The organism is Bradyrhizobium sp. 27S5, from assembly GCF_037217225.1.
Classification (GTDB): domain Bacteria; phylum Pseudomonadota; class Alphaproteobacteria; order Rhizobiales; family Xanthobacteraceae; genus Bradyrhizobium; species Bradyrhizobium septentrionale.
Genome location: NZ_CP147714.1, coordinates 7687873 through 7707404, shown reverse-complemented (window position 1 = coordinate 7707404; position 19532 = coordinate 7687873). Strand labels below are relative to the sequence as shown.

Here is a 19532-nt window from a genome sequence, read left to right as displayed (position 1 = left end):
CGTACTGGATCGCCCGGTCGAACCGGGCGATGACAGGTGTTGATGAGGACGCAACTTCGCATTCTCGCGACCGAGCGTGACATCAATGACGAGCGCAAGCGCGTCTCGGTGACCTATGACGCAGCCGTCAATGTCGCGCTCGGCGCCGGCGATAACGTCGCGGTCGCGACCTATGCCGACGGCCAGAAGGTGGAAAAGCCGTTCTCCGTCGCTGCCGGCAAACGCCAAACGCTGGAGATCAAGCCGTAGAGCGATACGGCATTGCTCGTCGCGCGTAATCTCGGTTCAAGCATTCCGGCCTAAAGCGCGATGAGATTGGGTTGAATCGTCATCGCGCTTTCGCTCTTTGTCTGAGCATGATCTTTTCGGAAAACCGCTTCGCACTTTTCCGGATCATGGTCTGGCGCCGGAATGCTTGACGATCATGCGGTGGGCTGCAGGAGCACCCACCGTTTCACGACGCTTCCTGCGGGACCGCGGATGGCGCTTCCTCGCCCTTGAGCTCCTCGAGGCTGCGGTGCCGCGGCTCGATGCCGAGCGCCCACACCGTGATGATCTGCACGACGAGCAGCCCGATCATCAGAGCCATCACACCGGCGACGCCGCGCGCTTCGAACAGCATCACGACCAGGAACGGCGTCACGATGGTGGCGCCGCGGCCGAGCGTATTGACGATACCGGACGCCCGCAGCCGCACCTCGGTCGGGAACAGTTCGGGAATATAGATGCCGAACAACAGCGCGACCAAAACATAGATAGGCACGGTCAGCGCGAAGCCGACCGCCGGCAGCAGGAATGGATCCGAGATCATCGGATAGATCACGCCGAGGATGATCGTGATCAGCGACGCGCCGATGATCGTGGGCTTGCGGCCCCAGCGGTCGGCGGTGAGGGCGCCGATCGCCGAGCCGATCGGCGCGCCGAGCGCCATCAGCAGCGAGTAGCCGAACGAGGTCGCGACCGAGAGGCCCTGCTTGATGAAGAACACCGGCAGCCAGGTCACGAAGCCGTAGAGCAGCGTATTGATGGTGATCAGGCAGATCGAGCCGACGATCATGCGCGACAGCAGCGGCGCGGTGAACAGGGTGGCGAGATCGGGCGACACCGGCGCCTTCGTTGCCGCGGCCGGGGCCGGCAAGGGGCGGCCTTGCGCTGCCTCCTTCTCGATCGACTGCATCAGCGCCTCGGCCTCGGCGGTGCGTCCCACCGCCTCAAGCCAGCGCGGCGATTCCGGCAGCGACTTGCGCAGGTACCACACGATCAAGGCGCCAACGCCGCCCATCACGAACATCGCGCGCCAGCCAAACAGCGGGACGACGACGGACGCCACCAACAGCGCCACCGGCAGGCCGGTCACGACGCAGACGGCGGTGAAGCCGAGCCATTTGCCGCGGCTGCGCGCCGGCACGAACTCGGTCATCGTGGAATAGCCGACGACGTTCTCGGCGCCGAGACCGACGCCCATCACGAAACGGCAGGCAATCAGGAAAGCCATGCTCGGCGCAAACGCCGCCGCCAGAGACGCGATGCCAAAAAGCAGCAAATTGAACTGGTAGGTGAAGCGCCGCCCGTAACGGTCGCCGAGGAATCCGGTGCCGAACGATCCGAGCATCATGCCGACGAAGGTTGCGGAGATGAATGCGGCGTTCTCGGCGAGCGTCGAGAACCCGGTCTTCAGCGTCACGCCGAGCACGGTGCCGGCGATGTAGATGTCGAAGCCGTCGAAGAACATCCCGATCCCGATCAGGATCATGATGCGGCGATGGAATGGTCCGATCGGCAGCCGATCGAGACGGCTCCCCGCGTTGACCGATGTCGACATGTACGCTCTCCCCTTGACTGTTTCCTCGTGGATGCGGCCCGCCATCTGTGGGGCGGTTGCCGCTTGCCTGACTGTGGCTAGTTCAAACGGCGCTGGCTGGCCGTGTCGCGGTACCAATCGAACGGCTGTTCGTGGGTCGCGACCATCACGCTCTTGGTGTTGAAATGGTCGTCAAAACTCTCGGTGCCGCATTCGCGGCCAATGCCGGAATCGTCGACGCCGCCCCAGGGCGAGGCCGGATCGAGCCGGTGGTGGTCGTTGATCCAGACGATGCCGGCCTTGACCGCGGCGGCGACGCGATGGGCGCGCGCGACGTCGCGGGTGCGAATCGCGGCGGCGAGGCCAAACGGCGAGTCGTTGGCGAGCCGGAGCGCGTCGGCCTCGTCCTCGAACGGCGTCACCGAGGTGAAGGGACCGAACACCTCCTCCTGGAAAATCCGCATGTCGGATTTGACGTCTGCGAACACCGTCGGCTCGACGAAATAGCCGTTGTCGTGACCCGCGACCTTGGCGGCGACGCCGCCGGTGAGCAGCCGCGCGCCGTCTTCATGGCCATAGCGCGCATAGGTGAGCACGCGGTCGCGCTGCCGCGCCGAGATCACGGGCCCAAGCTGGGTGTTCGGATCGAAGGGATCGCCAATGCGGATGGTGCGGGTCTTGGCCTTCAGCTTTTCGACGAACTCGTCGTAGATCGAGGCCTGCACGATGTGGCGCGACGCGCAAACGCAGGTCTGTCCGGCGCCGATGAAGGCGCCGAATGCGGCGTAGTTGACGGCGCGATCGACGTCGAAATCATCGAATATCATCACCGGCGTCTTGCCGCCGAGCTCCATGGTCTGGTGCGCGAACACCTTCGCCGCGGCGCTGCCCGCGATGCGGCCCGCCTCGGTGCCGCCGGTCAGCACGAGCTTGTTGATGTCGCCGTGCTCGGCCAGCATCTTGCCCGCGCTATGGCCCAACCCAAGCACGATGTTGAAGACGCCGGGAGGCAAGCCCGCCTCGCTGAAGATCTGGGCGAGCTTCAGCGTCGTCAGTGGCGTGTATTCCGACGGTTTGACCACGGTGACGCAGCCGGTCGCCAGCACCACGGCAAGCGACTTGCACAGGATCATCAGCGGATGATTGAACGGCGTGCAGTTGGCGACGATTCCGATCGGCGTGCGCAGCGTGTAGTTCAGATAGGAGCCTTCGACCGGGATCACGGAATCGCGACGCGACAGCGCCACGCCAGCGAAATAGCGGAAGAAATCCGGCAGCCGCGACAGCTGCGCGCGGGTCTCGTTGACGGGCCGTCCGTTGTTCAACGTCTCCAGCCGGTACAGCGTATCGAGATTGGCTTCGAACGCGTCGGCGAGCCTGTTGACGAGCCGGGCACGCGCGCGGGTATCCATTCCGCCCCATGCCTCGCCTTCGAACGCCGCGCGCGCGCTCTTCATCGCGCGGTCGATGTCTTCAGCGGTCGAATTCGGGATCCGGGCGATGACGTCGCCGGTCGCGGGATTACGGACGTCCAGCAGCTCGCCGCTTCCGGCCTCGACCTCGCGTCCGTCGATGAAATTGCCGTGGATCTCGACCTCGATCGTCGCGGGCTTCGACGGAATATTCATGATGACCTCTCTTCGACGATGACGGCGTTGCGCTTGAGCGCCGGCAGGACCCGCTTTTCGGTGGCGGCGATGTGCGCCTTGATGATGCGGGCCGCGGTGCGGGCCTCGCGCTGCTGCATGGCGTCGATCAGGGCGACGTGTTCGGCCACGAGCTTCGCCGGATCGTGGCCCTTCAGGTTGGAGACGCTGACGCGCACCAGCCGGTCGGCCTGACCGATCAGGTCGCAGAGCGTCGCCGCCATCCGGCGGTTGCCCGATGCGTGCGCCAGCGCGGAGTGGAAGCCGCGATTGTAGGCGATGAAGTCCTCATGGCTGCCGGAGAAGCGGCGGAATTCATCGAGGGATTTCAGGATGCTGTCTGGCGCACTCTCGATCGCTTCGGCGACGCAGGCCGGCTCGAGCGCTAGGCGAAAGCGCAGCAGGTCTCGCGCGTCGGACAGCGAGATCGGATTGACCCGGTAGCCCTGGCGGGGCTGCACCGTCACCAGATGCTCGCGCTCGAGCCGCAGCAGGGCGTCCCGGACCGGTTGGCGGCTGACGGCGTACCGCTCCGCCAGTTCCTGCTCCCGCATTTCATCACCCGGCGCGAAGTGGCATGATAAAATATCAGACCGCAGGTTTTCGTAGATATTGTCGCGCAAAAGGATCATTCTTCTCAAGACTCCTGCTATTAAATTGCAATCTGTAAAATATCACGTCAAGTCTAAAATGCTTGAAATCAGCCCGATTTGATTTATTAATCGTCGCGAAAGGGGCCTCGAGGCCCTCGGCCCGATTTGGAAAGAGACCGGCAATGGACAGGCTTTTCGCCAACCGCACCGTCAACGCAGCCCAGTCGGGCGAGGGGCCGCCGCTGCTCCTGTTTCACTCCCTGCTGTCGGACCGCGCGAGCTTCGATGCGATCGTGCCGGAGCTTGCCCGGTCGTTTCGGACCATCGTGCCGGAACTGCCGGGGTTTGGCCGATCGGACGCCGTCGAAGGCGGCCTTGCTGCCATCGCCGACCGGATGGCGGAGGCGGTGCACGATGCGGCTGATGGCATGCCGGCGATCGTGCTTGGCAATGGCTATGGCGGGTTCGTCGCGCTGCAGATGGCGATCCGCCACCCGGCGCTCGTGAGCCGGCTGATCCTCGCCGACACCGGAGCTGCGTTCTCCGAGCCGGGCCGCGAGGCGTTTCGCACCATGGCAAGGGTCTCCCGCGAGAAGGGGCTCGCCGCGATCACCGACGTTGCGATGCGCCGGCTGTTCGCATCGGATTTCCAGGCACAGCATCCGGCGCTGATGCAGGATCGCCGCGAGGCTTTCCTGCGCACCGATCCCGACGTGTTCTGCGCGGCCTGCGATGCGCTGGCGAGCCTCGATCTTCGTGCCGAACTCGGCCGCGTGACCGTCCCGGCACTTGTGGTGGTCGGCGAATACGACGAGGCGACGCCGCCGCCGATGTCATACGAATTGGCCGCCGGACTGCCGCGGGCCGAGCTCAGGGTCGTTCCGGGATGTGCGCACGTCCCGCAGCTGCAATCGCCAAAACTGTTCCTCGATACGATCGGCGATTTTCTCGCGATCAAGCATGCTGCGCCCACTGCGTGACCGCGCCGCCGCTCGCGCCCGCGCGGCGGCCTGCCGACAATTTGGGCAGAACGCCCAGCTAATCCGTTTCACCCCGACGGCATCTCTGCCTAGTCTGGCGGACACGGAGACGAAGCCAGATGCGCGCGATCCTTGATCACTGCAGCGGAGCAACGCAGCGGAGCCTGCCGGCCGGCACGGCTTTCATCGAGGAGGGCGGCAAGACCGGTCACCTGTTCGTGCTGCTCGAGGGCAAGGTCGAGGTCGTCAAGGGCGACAGTCTGGTCGCCGTGATCGAGGAGCCCGGCGCGGTGTTCGGCGAGATGAGTGTTCTGCTCGACCGGCCGCACAGCGCGAAGGTGCGCACGGCGTCCGATTGCGTCCTGTATGAATTCGACGACGCGGCGTCGTTCCTGCGCGAGCAGCCTGCGGTCGCGCTGCTGATCGCGCGGCTCCTGGCGCAACGGCTGCACGTCGCCACGACCTATCTGGCCGACCTGATGCACCAATATGCCGACCACGGCACCCATCTGGCGATGGTCGGCGAGGTGCTGCAGAGCATGATCAACCTGCCGCCGATGCAGGTCGCGCCAGGCTCGGATCGGCAATCCGATCCAAGGATGTGAGCCAGTCCGGCGCCTCGTGCAGCGGCGTTGCCGGCCGATGCAGGGGGGCGTTGAGATCGACGATCTGCGCGTCGCCGGCGGCGAGCCAGAAAGCCTTGTCCTGGGCGAGATCGAGCACGATGTAGACCGGCGGCCGGCCGGGCTGCAGGCCGGTATTGAACACCCAGGTGGTGCCGATGCGGTCGAACCACGAGCCGCTCGGGATGAACGGCGATTGATGCACATGGCCCGAGATCACCATCGCCGGGTGATGGCGCTCGATCCAGCGCAGCAATTCGACGTCGCCGAAGAAGCGCTTGCCGCCCCAGCTGATCGGGGAATCCGCCGGCGGGGCATGATGCACCCAGACCCAGCGGCGGTGCGGCATGGCGGCCGCCTCGCGCAGCTGGTCGTCGATCCGCGCCTTGACCAGCGGGCCGTCCCACCAGGGGCACACCGTGAACAGCGTATCGCCGATGGTCAGATTGTCGCCGTCGCAGGCCACGCCGGATTCCCTGATGCCGGCGACCCATCGCGCGATCTTCTCGCCCTCTGCGTTGCGCTCGTCGAGGTCATGATTGCCCGAGCAGAAGATCACGCGCGTGAGGCCGGCGAGACGCGACAGGTATTTCGTGACGACCACGATCTGGGCGCGGAAATCGACCGCCGAGCCGAGGTTGAGCGCATCGCCCGCGAAGATCACCAGATCGAATTGCGGCGCGGCCGCCAGCAGCCAGTCGAACTGCGGCAACGAGTAATGCAAGTCGGCGACGACGAGGCAGCGCATCCGGCAAATCCAAATGCTTGGGACAATGGGGTGGATTGGTAAGGCAATGAATTTCAAACAATCTGAATTGCAGCAAGATTTATGCCGTGCCGCGCCGGTTAAGCGCGACAGATCTTCGCAGTGGCGTGCAAGTCATATGTGCGTGCCGCTTGCTCGGAGTGCGGGCGCGACCTGAATTCAGACGGACGCGCCGCTCAAACGAAGTGAGGTGAGCACGCTGGCCAGGCTCCCTCTCCCCTTGCGGGAGAGGGTGGGGAGGGGGGTGGCCCCGGGCGAGATGCTTGACGGAAGCGTCGCGCGCGCAAATCTGCTCGTGTCGTTGAATTGCCAACTGAGAGAGCACGCCGTGTGGCGCCCCTCTCCCTAACCCTCTCCCACAAGGGGAGAGGGAACCCTTCCGTCGGTGCGTCCCTCACGCAGCTGGCAAGAGACACAAGCGTCACACGCGCGCTGAAGACCTCAGCAGCACGCACTTGCCCCCCTCACGCCCTTGCGGTGGCGTGGGAGAACACGATCTCGATCAGCGTGCCGGTGCGGCCGCCGGTCTTGATCTGGAATTTGGCGCGGTTGGCTTCGACCAGCGCCTTGGTCAGCGACAGGCTGACGCCGCCGGAGCCGGCCTGATCCGACGGCGTCGGCGCGCGGAACGGTTCGAGCGCGGCGGCGACCTCGTTGTCGTTGAGGCTCTGCCCGGTGTCGCGCACGCGCAGCATCACTTCGCCGAAATCCGACAGCGCGGTCGAGACGATCACCTGGCCGCCGGCATTGGCGAGATGGATCGAGTTGCCGATCAGGTTCAGCGTAATCTGGCGCAGCGCGCGGGCGTCGGCGACCACAGGCGGCAGCGTGTGCGCGAGCGAGGTGCGGATGATGATGCGTTCGCGGTTGGCCTGCGGCTGCATCACCGCGACGCAGCTCTCCACCATCTCGTTGAGGTTCTGGTTGGTGAAGGCGAGGTCGAGCTTGCCGGTCTCGATCCGCGACAGGTCGAGCAGGTCGTTGACGATCGCGATCACCCGCTCGCCGGAGGCGCGGATGTCCTTCATGTATTCGACATAGCGCTCGTTGCCGAGCGCGCCGAACCGTTCGCCGATCATCACCTCGGAAAAGCCGATGATGGCGTTGAGCGGGGTGCGGAGCTCATGGCTGATCCGCGCCAGCATGTCGGTCTTGGCGTTCCCCGCGCGTTCGGCGAGCCGTCGCGCCTCGCGCAGCTCGACCTCGCTTCGCTTGGCCTGCGAGAGATCGCGGAACACGGCGAAGAAGTTCGGCCCGTCGGCGCGGGTGCGGCCCATCGTCACCGACAGCGGGATGATGCCGCCCTGGCGGACGCGGCCGAGCGTCTCACGGCCGTGGTCGAGCAGGCTAGCGACGCCGGCCGATTTCACGCTGGCGAGATAGTCGAGGATGCCGTGCTGGCTCTCCGGCGCAAACAAATCGGCGAGGTTGTGCGCGATGAACTCGTCGCCGTCATAGCCGAACAGTGCCTCGGCGCTTCGGTTGCAGGAATGGATGTTGCCCTCGGCATCGAACATGATGATGCCCTCGGCCGCGGTGTCGAGGATCGCGCCGAGCTCCTCGGCGTCGGCGTGGCCGGCCTGCGGCTCTGGCGGCGCCAGCACCGGCTCCGCGGCAGCGGCCGGCTCGGGATCGGACAGCGCGGCGGCGACCGCGGCATCTTCCTCGAGCGTGCGCGAGAAGATCAGCGCCAGCGCGGAATCATCGTCCCAGGTGATGGTGTGCAGCCGCGCTTCCGCAGATACCGACTCTGCGTCGTTGCCGCCGTTCTGGTTCGCCGAGATCGTGACCGGCGTGCCGGTGCCGGAGGTGCTGCTCGCCTGCGAGACGCCTGGCTCGACATAGAGCGCGTCGAGCCCGCCGGCTGCTTCCAGCGCATGCAGGCTGTCATAGCCCACGCGGGTGAGGAAGGCGTGGTTGGCATAGAGCAGGCGGTCGAGCCGGTAGATCAGGATGCCGACCGGCAAAAGATCGAGCAGCGCGCGGTCGCGCCGGGAGTCGGCGCGCGGCGCCGGCTCGGCCGCAGCGAGCCAGCTGGCCTTTTGCGGGTCGGTCGGCGGCGCTTGCTGCGCGACCGTCTCTTGCTGCGGCGTCGCCTGCTGTGGCGGCTCGGTCGGGTCGGGCTCCTCGGGAACCGGCTCCGCGGCGGCGCTCTCATTCGTTGTCGCGGTGAGCCCCGCCTCGCTCTCGAGCCGCGCCGACAATTGGCGGGCGAGCTCGTTGAAGGCGTTGTTCTCGACCGGCGTCAGCGACGGCGGCCTTGTGTCGCCGGCGAGGCGGAACTGCACCACGTTCAGTGGCGGGTCGTGACGCACTTCGTGCGTTTCCTCGTTCGTTTCCACGGCGTGATCCGGATCGGCTTGGTGTGAAGTCTTTGTTGCTGTCGGCTCGGTTAATTCCTCGGGTGGTGCGGCTGCGGTCGTGTCGGGCGGCGGCTCCGCGTGCGGCGGAGGATTGTCATGCGGCGGGGCGGCGGGCCCGGGCGGCGCATCGGTGCGCGGCGCAGGCGCGACATCGGCCGACAAGGATTGCGGCGCGATCGCGCCGCTGAAGAACTCATAGCGGCGCATTGCTGCGAGTCGCGCAAGCCCGTCGAGGTCGCGACACACACCAAAGCCGCGATAGCCGGCGAAATTCCGGTTGCGGTCGAACACCGGCAGGCCGGACAGTTCCACCGGCAGCCGGCCGCCGCCGTCGACCGGCCAATGCAGCGTGATGCCGCTCCAGGTGTCGTGGCTGGCGAACGCCTGCATGACGCGGCCCTCGGGATCGAGGCCAAAGCTCGCGGCGATGTCGCTCCACAGCCGGCCGAAGCCGGCGGCAGTGTGCAGGCCGATCAGGCGGGTGAATTCGTCGGAGCCGAGCGAGAAGCGCGCCTCATGGTCCATCTGCCACATGAAGCGCAGCGGATGCCGCCGTACCGGCAAGGGTTCGTCGAGCCATGATGGCTTCACCGCCGCCTGCGTCGCGGGCTCCGGCTCGGCGGCGGGCGGCGGAAGGGGCGCATCCGCGATCGCATAGGGCGAGGGCGCGTGATCGGCCGGCGGGGATGATATCGCGGCGGCCGGCGCAGTTGCCGTCGCTTCGAGATCGGGCGATGACTCCGGCGTAGGCTCTTCGACCTGCGCCTTGGGCACCTCGATCAGCGCTTCCGACAGCGGCTCCTCGATGGCGGGAGTGTCGGCTGACGCGGTGTCAAGATGCGCGGGCTCGACGACCGGCGCCGGCTCGACGTGCGTCTGTTCTGCTGGCGCGGGAGACGTCGCAACATCCGCAGGCTGTTTGATCTGCGCTCCGGTGGGCACTTCGATCAGCGCGTCCGACAGTGGCTCCTCGATGGCGGGAGTTTCGTCCGGCGCGGTCTCGGGATGCGCGGTCTCGTCGGGCGCGGGCTCTGCGGGCGCCTGTTCTACTGCCGCGGGAGACGCTGCAACATCCGCTGGCTCTTCGACATGGGCTTCAGCGGGCATCTCGATGAGCGCTTCCGACAGCGGCTCCTCGACGGCGGGAGTTTCAGCAGGCGTTGTGTCGAAGGCCGCGGCCTCGACGGGCGCTGTCTCTGCGTGCGCCTGTTCTGGCGCGGCGAGAGATAGAGCGGCGTCCGCGGGCTCGGATTCGGCCACGCTGATGATCGGCTCGGCTGTGGCTGCTTCTCCGGGCTGCGGATCCAGCGCATCGAACAGCGTGATGGTGGCCGGCGCTTCGCTGGCCGGCGCGGCGGCTTCGTCCTGCGCAACAGGTTGTTCGACAACGGCCGGCGCTGGCGGCGGCTCCACTGCCGCTGCCTCTTGCGCCGTCGCCGCCGCGGGCGCTGGCGTTTCCGGTGCTGCTGTCACCGGCGCAACCGGCTCGGGCACGATCGGCGCCGCCGGTTTTGCGGCGAGATGCGGCGCCGGCTTGATCAGCGCGACCAATGCGCGATCCGCGCCGCGGCCGATCCGCTGCAGCACGACGCGGCCGATCGCGACGCTGGCCGACGCGCGGCCCTGCGCCAGCGCCTCGCCGCGCGCGGCATCGAGGCCGGCCTCGGTGAGATCGTGCAGAGGCCGCGCCGCCTCGTTGGCTGCGATCAACAATCCGTCGCCGTTGAAGGCGGCCGCCGGCCGGTCGAGCCCCTGCACCAGCCGCAGCAATCGCTCGGCGAGCGGCATGCCGCGGCCGCTGGCATTGAGCGCCGAAACCAGGATGCCGTGGCTGCCGTCTGATAGCTCGAGCCGCGCGCAGCCGCAGGTCGCAAGCATTCCGGGCGCTGCGCCGAACCCAGGCAGCCGCTCCAGCCGGATAGCGCCGGTCGCGGCGAGGCTGCGGCCGAGGCGGGCGACCTGACGACGATGCGGATCGGCCGGGCCGAAGGCGCGCTTCGCCAATTCGGCGCCATTGGCGGCACCGAATACCTGCGCACCGACCGGATTGGCCCACAGGATCCGTGCGCCGTCAGCCGACCACAGCCATGCCGGCTGGGCGCTCGTCGCATGATCCATCAGCCTCACATCGCCGAGTGCCTGGATCTGGAATTCCGCGTCGCTGATCACGCCAGATTTGACCGCATGGGTTGGGCTTACTTCCTTAGCTTTGCCGAAGGGGCCGGCAGCCGCAGGACGACAGCCTTAACAGAAGGTTAGTATCGCAACTGGGGGGCGGCAGGTCCATGTCCGCGGCGAGAGTGCGTCAGCCAAAGCCGGGATAACGTTAACTTGGCTGAACGATCCACAGCCGTTTGGCGTTGTCGGGCAGAGGCTGCTGCGCGGTGCGTGATTGCGGAACCAGGGCGGCTCCGCGTCACACCTGCGATTGCAGTCCGCGATATAACCTGCCGCAGGCCATCGGAGCCAACCGGCGGGCCGATCACCAAGCGAGGGAGAACGACCATGAGCGACAACGCGCGTGACCATTTCGAGATTCCCAAATTCGAAATCCCCAAGGACATGCGATCGATGGCCGAGGCGAGCTTTGATCAGGCGCGCAAGGCGTTCGAGCAGTTCGTGACCAACGCCAGGGACACCGCTGGCAAGATCGAGGAGCGCAACGCGGAGATGCGGGCCGGCGCCAAGGACCTTTCCGCCAAGGCGCTGTCCTATGCGGAAAGGAACGTGCAGTCGTCGCTGGACTACGCCCAGTCGCTGCTCAAGGCCAACGACCTCAACGAGGTCATGAGGCTGCACAGCGAATATGTGCAGGGCCAGATGCGCTCGCTCGCCGAGCAGGCCAGCGAGATGGGGCAGGCCGTCAGCCGCGCCGCGATGGATGCGGTCAAGCCCAAGAACTGACGGAGAACTGACGGCGGCTGGACCGCAGCCGACCTTGGTGCACCCAGCCTCGGTCGGCCGCGGTACCCCTATATTCCGCCACATAAAAATAACGCGTCGCACACGATCTTACGTTGCGTTGCACAAAATTGACATGATATGGGTGTTTATTAGGCGGGCCCAACAAAAAGGGCACTCCCGTGAATCGAAGGCAGCGTGATCCATTTCAGCGCTCCCGGCCTCTTTGGCTCCGGGGCGTCCGCAATGGTCACATCTACTCACCCGTTGCGAAGGATTACACGTATGACCAACCCGTCCGATCCGTTTTCCGCCTCGATCATCCCGTTCGAGGTCCCCGAGCAGATGCGTGCGTTCGCTGAAAAGGGCGTGCTGCAGGCCCGCGACAGCTACGCCAAATTCAAGGACGCCGCCGAGACCCACAATTCGACCGTCGAGGCCGTGTTCACCTCGGTGAGCAAGGGCGCCAGCGAGTATTCGGCCAAGCTGATCGAGTTCTTCAAGGCCAACACCACCGCGTCGCTCGACTTCGCCCAGGAGCTGTTCAGCGTGAAGTCGCCGACCGAAGCGGTCGAGCTGTGGACGTCGCAAGCCCGCAAGCAGTTCGAGACCTACACCGCGCAGGCCAAGGAACTGGCCGAGCTCGGCCAGAAAGTCGCCGCTGAGGCCGCCGAGCCGATCAAGGCCAACGCCTCGAAGTTCTACAAGCCGGCTGCCTGATCTTAGCTTGCAAGAGACCAGCGAAAGGCCCGGGCCAAGGCGGTCCGGGCCTTTTTGCTTGAAAATCGGTTATCCAACGGCGTGAAATGCGGGCCGAAAGCCCGCGTTAAAGCCTTGCCAAAGCGCGGCGTTGCACCTAGTTTCCGCCCGAAATCGCCGCCCCCCTTCGGGTTGGGGCGTTGCGTCAGGATGCAGTTGTAGCTCAGTTGGTTAGAGCGCCTGTCTGTGGAACAGGAGGTCGGTGGTTCGAGCCCACCCAACTGTACCAGCGAAATCAATGACTTATCCTAGCCTTCGCCCGAAGCCCATGATTGCTAGCTACCATGTAGCTACCGCGGTGACGGAAACGCAGTCTGGTTCTAAATTCGTAATGACGGGGTCATAGGTTTGCGACATCACTCAACCTGACGAATTTGCTCCCGAGGCCTACGCGATTTGTGGCGGTGATAACGTGGGCGCGAGTCAGTCCCGACAGCCCAGCGACTGACGGCAAGCGAATTCCCCCGGCTGAACGCGGCGGCCTGTAAAGGTCGCATGGACCCGGTTCGCAATGCGCTATCGGCGAGCCAAAGACGTTCATGGAGGGGCAAGCGAGGCGAAAAGATCGTGAGTTTTTTCGAGCGTCTAAAGACAGAAGCATCCGCCGAGTGGCGGGCCTACACCGAACATCGCTTCACGAACGGATTGGCAGACGGCTCGCTCCCCGAAGCAGCGTTTCGTCACTAGACGGCTGGCGATACAGCCTGGCCGGTCACGCCGTATTGTGGAGCATGCGCTCTATGTTGCTCGGTTTGTTGCTGGCCTCTGTGGCTGGCTCTGCCGTGGCGGCGGACTGGGGCAACATAGCCACCATCTCCTCGACGCTAGGCAACAATACCAACCGGCTTTGTATTGGCGACCACTCGCGACCGGGCGACATTGGCTGCCCGACCTGGGCGCCGAGCCTGACCACGGCCGGAGATGTCAGCGTCAGCGGCAATCTGTCAGCAAGCAAGTTTATTGGCGATGGCTCTGGCCTAACCAACGTCGGCGCCGCGAGCACCGACCGCATCATCAGCGGTACGACCTCGATGCTAGCCGTAAGCGACACAGGTTATGTGTCGCTTACGCAGAGCGGCATCAATACCGGTTGGTTTGATCCGGCCCGCGGCCTCGTCACCATCGGCATAAGCACAACTGGGACTATCAGCACTACCGGAATTTACTTAAATGGAGTGGCAGTGCCGCAAATTATTCTCGCGAATACAACCAACTCACGGATATGGAAAATCGACTCGCAAGGTGGCTGGATTGACCGACTAAATGGCATCTTCCACATCAACCGCACCACCAACTCTCACTTCGTTATTAACGCGGGGGGTGGTAATCTCGGCGTGGGGACTGCTTCTAATACAATTCCCAGCGCGACTCTTCATGTCAGTGGCAGCGTGATGGTGACGACGGCCAGCAACACCAACTCGGTGAGCAACCCAGCTTTCTATATCAACGGCACGAACGGCTACGTCGGCATCGGCACGGCCGCTCCTGCGGCGCCGCTGCAAATTACGCTGCTGGGGAGTTCAACCTCGTCAACCATCGGCTTTGCTCACATCGCCTCCTCCTACGGGGGCCCATTCTTCACCGCCCGCCAATCCGGCGCGGGGTACTCTTACGGAAGCGCCATGTTCCAGGCACTAACCGATAATCCCACTGGCAGCGCGAATGTCTTCTTTGAAGGTATTGCGGCTGGAAGCCTGAGAGCAAAGATCCGTGCAGACGGTCTGGGCATGTTTGCGGGCGGCATGGAGGTGGGAACCACGAGCAGCTCACCTTCGGCGACCCTCGTTGTTTCTGGGACGAGTATTCTAAGCAGCTACACGGCCATCGGCTTTGGCAATAATACATACAGCCCCACTGCCCCACTCGAGGTCTCCGGCACCATCAGCGCTACTAGTCGGTGAACGGCGTGAGCATCACGGGCGCCGGTAGCGCCGGCGACCGCATCGTCAGCGGCAGCGTCAACATGATAGCCGAGCAGACGAGCGGGACGGTACGAATCTCTGGCTGCGCGGCGGCGATCAGGGTGAGACTCCAGCGACAATCAAGGTGAGACTGCGCCGATGGGGACGGACCGAAGGGAGGGCGCAGCCCGACCGGAGGACCGTCCCCATCGGCGTCGCGCGTTTTTGGACCCGTCTGGCGGCCGGGTGCGGCTGGTGCAAGCTGTTGGTTCGTCTCGACAAGAGGGAATCGATGCCTTGCCTGGCCTCCACATCACCGACCACCAGATGAGGCTGTACATGACGTACCGACTGACACTGTCCCCCGAGGCCGCCGCGGCCAAGGCGGGGTTCTCGAAGGCAAGCGCGTATCGAATCGAGGGCGATTGTCGCCCGCCATCGCAGAAGAAGACGCCGAGGGGCCGGCGCCGGTCCGATCCGCTCGGGCAGTATTGGGACGCCGAGATCGTTCCGATCCTGAAGGCTGCGCCCGGCATCCGCGTGATCGGCGTGCTGGACGAGCTGCGCCGACGGCATCATGACTTGAACCCGAACATCCGCCGCACGCTGGAGCGGCGCATCAACGCCTGGCGGGCGCTCAACGGCCCCGAACAGGACGTGATCTTCCGCCAGCAGCACGAGCCCGGCCGCCTGGGTCTGTCCGACTTCACCGACGTGAGCGCGCTCGGTATTACCATCGCGGGTGAGCCGCTCGATCACCGGCTCTATCACTTCCGGTTGGCGTTCTCCGGCTTCGAGCATGTCCATGTCGTGCTCGGCGGCGAAAGCTTCGTCGCCCTGGCGGAGGGCTTGCAGAACGCGCTGTGGGCGCTTGGCGGCGTGCCGCGGGAGCATCGCAGCGACAGCCTGTCGGCAGCATTCCGCAATCTGGCCGCCGACGCACGGGGGGATCTGACGCAGCGCTACGCCGGGCTGATGGGCCACTATGGCATGGCGCCAACGCGCAACAATGCGGGCATCGCACATGAGAACGGCTCGATCGAGAGCGCGCACGGCCATCTCAAGCGGGCACTGGAAGATGCGCTGTTGCTGCGGGGGACGCGCGAGTTCGCCAGTCTCGATGCGTACCGGGCTTTTGTCGACGAGATTGTCGGCCGGCGCAACGCCAACCTCGCCAAGCCGATCGCGCTCGAGAAGGAGGCCTTGGCGCCGCTGCCAAAAGGCCGCACGACCGACTTCGAGGAGAAAGTGATCCCGGTGACGTCGTCAGGCGGCTTCATCCTGCGGCGCGTATTCTACACCGTGCCTTCAAGATTGATCGGCCATCGCCTGCGTGTGCGCATCTTCGACGACCGGCTCGAATGCTTCCTTGGCGTCACGCCGGTCGTGACGCTGCGGCGCGGTCGGCCTGTGTCCGAGAGCCAGGGCGGTCATGTTGTGGATTACCGGCACGTCATCCATGCCCTGCGGCGCAAGCCGATGGCGCTCCTCAATCTCGTTTATCGCGACCAACTCTTCCCGCGTGCAGCTTACAAACGTCTGTTCGAGACCTTGCGGGAGCATGGTGATGACCGGCGCGCCTGCAAGGTGACGGTCGAGCTTCTGGCGCTGGCTCACGAGCGCGCCTGCGAAGCAGAACTCGCCGAGGTGATCGCGATGGATCTGGACGCCGGACAGTTACCCGATCTTGCCGCGCTGCGCGACCGCTTCCGACCCGAGGCGGCCTCGATCCCGCGTGTCGCCGTCAAGCTGGCGCCGCTCGACGTCTACGATGAACTCGCCTCCGTCAGCGTCATGTCGGGCCGCTCGAACCTGGGAGAGGCAGCATGACCGGTATCGCTACCTCCGTCGATGCTGCCCGTGTCGAGCTGCTTCTCAATGAGCTCCGCCTGCCGGGCGTCAAGGCGATCTGGCCGAAGCTCGCCGCACAGTCGGACAAGGAAGGGTGGCCTGCCGCCCGCTTCCTCGCCGCCCTTGCCGAGCACGAGGCGGCCGATCGCACCCGCCGTCGGATCGAGCGACACATGGTGGAAGCGCGTTTGCCCGCCGGCAAGACGCTCGCCACCTTCGACTTCGAAAGCGTGCCGATGCTATCAAAGGCACAGGCGATGGCGCTCGCCGCTGGCGACGCCTGGTTGAAGGCCGGCGCCAATTTGCTCTTGTTCGGTCCACCGGGCGGCGGCAAGACCCATCTCGGCACGGCGATCGGCCTGGCTCTCGTCGAGAACGGTTGGCGCGTTCTCTTCGCGCGCACCACTGATCTGGTGCAACGGCTGCAGGTCGCGCGGCGCGAGCTGGCGCTGGAGTCCGCGATCGCCAAACTCGATCGCTATGACCTCCTGATCCTCGACGACATCACATATGTGAGCAAGGATCAGGCGGAAACCAGTGTGCTGTTCGAGTTGATCGCCGCCCGCTACGAACGACGCTCGCTGCTGATCACGGCCAATCAGCCATTTGGCGAATGGGGGCGTATCTTCCCGGACCAGGCAATGACGTTGGCTGCCATCGATCGTTTGGTCCACCACGCCACGATCCTCGAGATGAACGTCGAAAGTTACCGTCGAAAAGTTGCCCTCGATCGCAAGCGCGGTCCAGGCCGGCCACCTGTTCACACGACCCCCAACGAACTCGACAAGACTGTGATTGACGCTGGCAGCGCCGCTTGATTGTCGCGCAGCGTCAATCAACGCTTGCCAAGTAGGCGGCCAGCGTCAATTATCTCCTGACTCGGCCGCCTCGTCTCATCTTGATTGACGCGCCGCTCTCATCCTGATTGTCGCGCTATACTCTGGCACGCTGGCACTCAACAATACCGGCAACGAAGTATGTGACGCGGCGCACTACTACACGTTCCGCGCCAACCCCATCACGCAACAGCTCGAAATGTGCCGGCCCTAGACGTAGCGCCTGGCCGTCCGCTCGATGTCGTCGCGCAGTTTTCCTCGTCGCATATGACCGCTGCGCGTCGTCTGCGGCGCGAACAGCGCCTTGCCATACCGACGCCCGGCTTCAAGTCCCCAGAAATTAGCGGCCCTCAGGCAGACGACCATGCGCTCACCCCGCTCTGCCTGTGGAAACAGGATTGATTGCGCCCAGTCGAGCATTGCCCGGCTGGAGGGAAGGGCGGCGAGAACATGATGATCGGTGAAGGTGCGCGAGTGGTAAGCCCCGATGTTGGCGATGGCGACCTGTCCTTGATGACTTCCGGTTCGCCCAGCCACGCCAGGCGCTCTCTGCGCCATCTGGCGGCTTCCGGGTGATGGTCGGTGAACCCGAGCCTACCGGTGCGCTGCTTGACGTACCGCTCCTGTCCTTCCTTCGATCTGGCGATCTTGACGTCGGTTTCCGAGAACCCGGGCGACAGATAGAGCAGCACAATCGGAGCCGTCCGCAGTTTCCCGCCGAACTTGGCCGGCAGACACCTCAGATCAAAGCCGTGCGAGTCATTGAGGCGCGCAAAGACCGGGCGGTCCAGCGGATGGATCGTGTCGGCTTTGCCGATCATCGACCAGAATTTGAAGATGTCTGTCATTGCTCGCTCGTTTCCGGCCTTTCGCCGTCTTCAGTCATCGTTTCCTCTAGCCAAAGAGGTTCGGTGAGGTGCACCCTACCAATCACTGAAAGGCGATGTGAAACATGAAATTCGCTCTGGTAGATGGCCAACGCGTTGAGGCCTTTCCTCAAGGGCTTGGATCGTGCCCAAGGTGCGAAAGCTACGTGATAGCCAAGTGCGCCTCGCACGGATTCCTCATTGGGCGCATAAGGCCATTAGGAATTGCGATTCCTGGATAGAACCCGAAACCGAATGGCATCGGGCCTGGAAGAACAAATTTCCCACTGAGTGGCAGGAGTTCATCCAGCATGACGGGCAATCTGGGGAGAAGCACATCGCGGATGTGCGGACCGAGCATGGCCTGGTCATCGAGTTCCAACATTCGCACCTCAACCCGCTAGAGCAGACCGCGCGCGAGCGCTTTTACGGCAACATGGTTTGGGTCGTCGACGGCACCCGCCTGCAACGGGATTATTCCCGGTTTCTGAAAAACAAGGCCAACCTGCGAACCACAGACTATCAGGGGTATTTCCTTCTGGACTTCCCAGAAGAGTGCTTTTCCCCGCTTTGGGTTGAGAGCTCAGCTCCTGTTATCTTCGATTTTCGTGGGATCGGCGAAGACGTGGCTCCTGATGGCACCAAAGACGCACCGTGGTGCTTGCTTCCCGGGCGCGCGGGAAGATATGCGGTGGTCGTTCAAATGCCGCGCGAGTACTTTATGCTCGCGACTTCCAGCCAGCCCCAATTGCTGCCTGCGCGAGATATCGTGACCGGCTTTGCCCAGCGCCTGCGAGCAGCGCAAGAGCGGATAATGCAGCCTCCTTTTTTCATGTCGGGCCGAGCCTTTCGGCGGCGGAGATCCTGGCGGCTCTGAAGAGCTTAGTCCTAGCGTTCTTCGGTCGGATGCAGCCACCACTTGTAGGGCGTGATGCTGCGCGCCTCAGTGAGCTTGATCATGTGGACGAAAGGGCACTGCCGTTCGTATGCGGACAGACGCGTTGCCCAAAGATGACGGACTGGCCGAGGATCATCGAGTTGCAGTTTCCATCGAGGAGATAGCGATGCCGAGTGTCAATTTTGAACTGAGAGACGTGCCGTTTCCGGTGATGTCGACGTCTGCATCAATCAAGGAACTGGAAGCCCTGGACAGCCAGGAAAAGACGGCAGCCCTGCAACGGCAGTTTCTCTACATGGCTGATGTACTCAGAAAGTGCGGGATTCCCACCGACAACCTGATAGCCGCGCTGTTGGGAGCAGCGATCCAAGACTACACCGAGAACGCCATGCTCCAGCTGATCGACGAGGAGCGGCGGAGGCACCCGGCTTATCCGGCAACGCTGACTGTGCTCGCTCAGTTCATGACAGCGCAGGGCACGATGATGGTCAACCAGGGCATTCCGGCGGGCCTGCTAGGGGTTTCGATGATGAATGCGGGAATCGCCGTGGCGCAGAAGGAGATGACCAAAGCCAAGGTGGTTGAGGTTGTCGAGGGTAGCCTCGAAGCTTTGAGTGGAGAAACGCGGACGTAGTTCAGCAGCCGCTCGCCATCTGCAGGGCCTCAGCCTTTCGTCCTCTTCAAGGAAATTGTTGAGCAGGTTATAGCTCGGCTTTATTTGCGCCCGGCTACAACCTAGAGTCAGGGC

At 64.4% G+C, this 19532-nt stretch carries 16 protein-coding genes, 1 tRNA gene and 1 pseudogene; 12 read left to right on the top strand and 6 right to left on the bottom strand.

Features of this window, described 5'->3' with window-relative positions; translation table 11 throughout:
* The first annotated feature begins 42 nt into the window (after nucleotides 1–42).
* Nucleotides 43–249, top strand: coding sequence for a hypothetical protein (locus WDM24_RS36365; RefSeq protein ID WP_338692240.1), 207 nt, complete (start codon nucleotides 43–45; stop codon nucleotides 247–249).
* A gap of 205 nt (nucleotides 250–454) precedes the next feature.
* Here the strand turns inward: WDM24_RS36365 and WDM24_RS36360 are convergent, their stop codons facing one another.
* The 3 genes from WDM24_RS36360 to WDM24_RS36350 form a co-directional block, all read right to left on the bottom strand.
* Nucleotides 455–1822 carry an MFS transporter gene (locus WDM24_RS36360; protein WP_338829148.1) on the bottom strand — a complete coding sequence of 456 codons (1368 nt, stop codon included), beginning with the start codon at nucleotides 1820–1822 and terminating at the stop codon, nucleotides 455–457.
* Nucleotides 1823–1899: 77 nt separating this feature from the next.
* Nucleotides 1900–3429: an aldehyde dehydrogenase gene (locus WDM24_RS36355; protein ID WP_338829147.1), complete on the bottom strand. Its 1530-nt coding sequence runs from the start codon at nucleotides 3427–3429 to the stop codon at nucleotides 1900–1902.
* Entirely contained in the window at nucleotides 3426–4079 is a 654-nt protein-coding gene (locus WDM24_RS36350; protein ID WP_338829146.1) for a GntR family transcriptional regulator, read from the bottom strand. The genes WDM24_RS36355 and WDM24_RS36350 overlap by 4 nt, the downstream gene beginning before the upstream one ends.
* 143 nt (nucleotides 4080–4222) lie before the next feature.
* Here WDM24_RS36350 and WDM24_RS36345 point away from each other — a divergent pair, with 143 nt between their 5' ends.
* A complete protein-coding gene (locus tag WDM24_RS36345) occupies nucleotides 4223–5020 on the top strand; it encodes an alpha/beta fold hydrolase (RefSeq protein ID WP_338829145.1) in 798 nt (265 codons plus the stop codon).
* 119 nt (nucleotides 5021–5139) lie between these two features.
* Nucleotides 5140–5625, top strand: a complete 486-nt coding sequence (locus tag WDM24_RS36340) for a cyclic nucleotide-binding domain-containing protein (protein ID WP_338829144.1) — start codon at nucleotides 5140–5142, stop codon at nucleotides 5623–5625.
* Here the strand turns inward: WDM24_RS36340 and WDM24_RS36335 are convergent.
* Together WDM24_RS36335 and WDM24_RS36330 are read right to left on the bottom strand one after the other, a co-directional pair.
* A complete protein-coding gene (locus WDM24_RS36335; RefSeq protein WP_338829143.1) occupies nucleotides 5564–6391 on the bottom strand; it encodes a metallophosphoesterase in 828 nt (275 codons plus the stop codon). The two genes, WDM24_RS36340 and WDM24_RS36335, sit on opposite strands and share 62 nt — an antisense overlap.
* A gap of 482 nt (nucleotides 6392–6873) precedes the next feature.
* Nucleotides 6874–10938: a PAS domain-containing protein gene (locus WDM24_RS36330; protein WP_338832509.1), complete on the bottom strand. Its 4065-nt coding sequence runs from the start codon at nucleotides 10936–10938 to the stop codon at nucleotides 6874–6876.
* 339 nt (nucleotides 10939–11277) lie between these two features.
* Between WDM24_RS36330 and WDM24_RS36325 the strand changes: the two genes are divergently transcribed.
* From WDM24_RS36325 to istB, 7 genes and pseudogenes are all read left to right on the top strand, one after another.
* A complete protein-coding gene (locus WDM24_RS36325; protein ID WP_166302807.1) occupies nucleotides 11278–11676 on the top strand; it encodes a phasin family protein in 399 nt (132 codons plus the stop codon).
* A 282-nt stretch (nucleotides 11677–11958) separates the two neighbouring features.
* The gene (locus WDM24_RS36320) at nucleotides 11959–12393 is read left to right on the top strand and encodes a phasin (RefSeq protein ID WP_338829142.1); all 435 of its coding nucleotides are present in this window, start codon (nucleotides 11959–11961) and stop codon (nucleotides 12391–12393) included.
* A 191-nt stretch (nucleotides 12394–12584) separates the two neighbouring features.
* Nucleotides 12585–12661 (top strand) — tRNA-His (locus tag WDM24_RS36315).
* A 338-nt stretch (nucleotides 12662–12999) separates the two neighbouring features.
* Nucleotides 13000–13116: pseudogene (locus WDM24_RS36310) on the top strand (thiaminase II); the annotation flags it as partial.
* A gap of 56 nt (nucleotides 13117–13172) precedes the next feature.
* On the top strand, nucleotides 13173–14333 hold the full coding sequence (locus tag WDM24_RS36305) for a hypothetical protein (RefSeq protein WP_338692233.1): 1161 nt from the start codon (nucleotides 13173–13175) through the stop codon (nucleotides 14331–14333).
* 297 nt (nucleotides 14334–14630) lie between these two features.
* A complete protein-coding gene (istA, locus tag WDM24_RS36300) occupies nucleotides 14631–16163 on the top strand; it encodes an IS21 family transposase (RefSeq protein ID WP_422389058.1) in 1533 nt (510 codons plus the stop codon).
* A complete protein-coding gene (gene istB, locus WDM24_RS36295) occupies nucleotides 16160–17002 on the top strand; it encodes an IS21-like element helper ATPase IstB (RefSeq protein WP_176535476.1) in 843 nt (280 codons plus the stop codon). The genes istA and istB overlap by 4 nt, the downstream gene beginning before the upstream one ends.
* Nucleotides 17003–17370: 368 nt before the next feature.
* On the opposite strand, the gene WDM24_RS36290 is transcribed toward istB, so the two are convergent.
* Nucleotides 17371–17868, bottom strand: a complete 498-nt coding sequence (locus WDM24_RS36290; protein ID WP_338829141.1) for a hypothetical protein — start codon at nucleotides 17866–17868, stop codon at nucleotides 17371–17373.
* A 163-nt stretch (nucleotides 17869–18031) separates the two neighbouring features.
* Here WDM24_RS36290 and WDM24_RS36285 point away from each other — a divergent pair, with 163 nt between their 5' ends.
* Nucleotides 18032–18763: a competence protein gene (locus WDM24_RS36285; RefSeq protein ID WP_338829140.1), complete on the top strand. Its 732-nt coding sequence runs from the start codon at nucleotides 18032–18034 to the stop codon at nucleotides 18761–18763.
* 124 nt (nucleotides 18764–18887) lie between these two features.
* Nucleotides 18888–19418: a hypothetical protein gene (locus WDM24_RS36280; protein WP_338829139.1), complete on the top strand. Its 531-nt coding sequence runs from the start codon at nucleotides 18888–18890 to the stop codon at nucleotides 19416–19418.
* Nucleotides 19419–19532 lie beyond the last annotated feature (114 nt).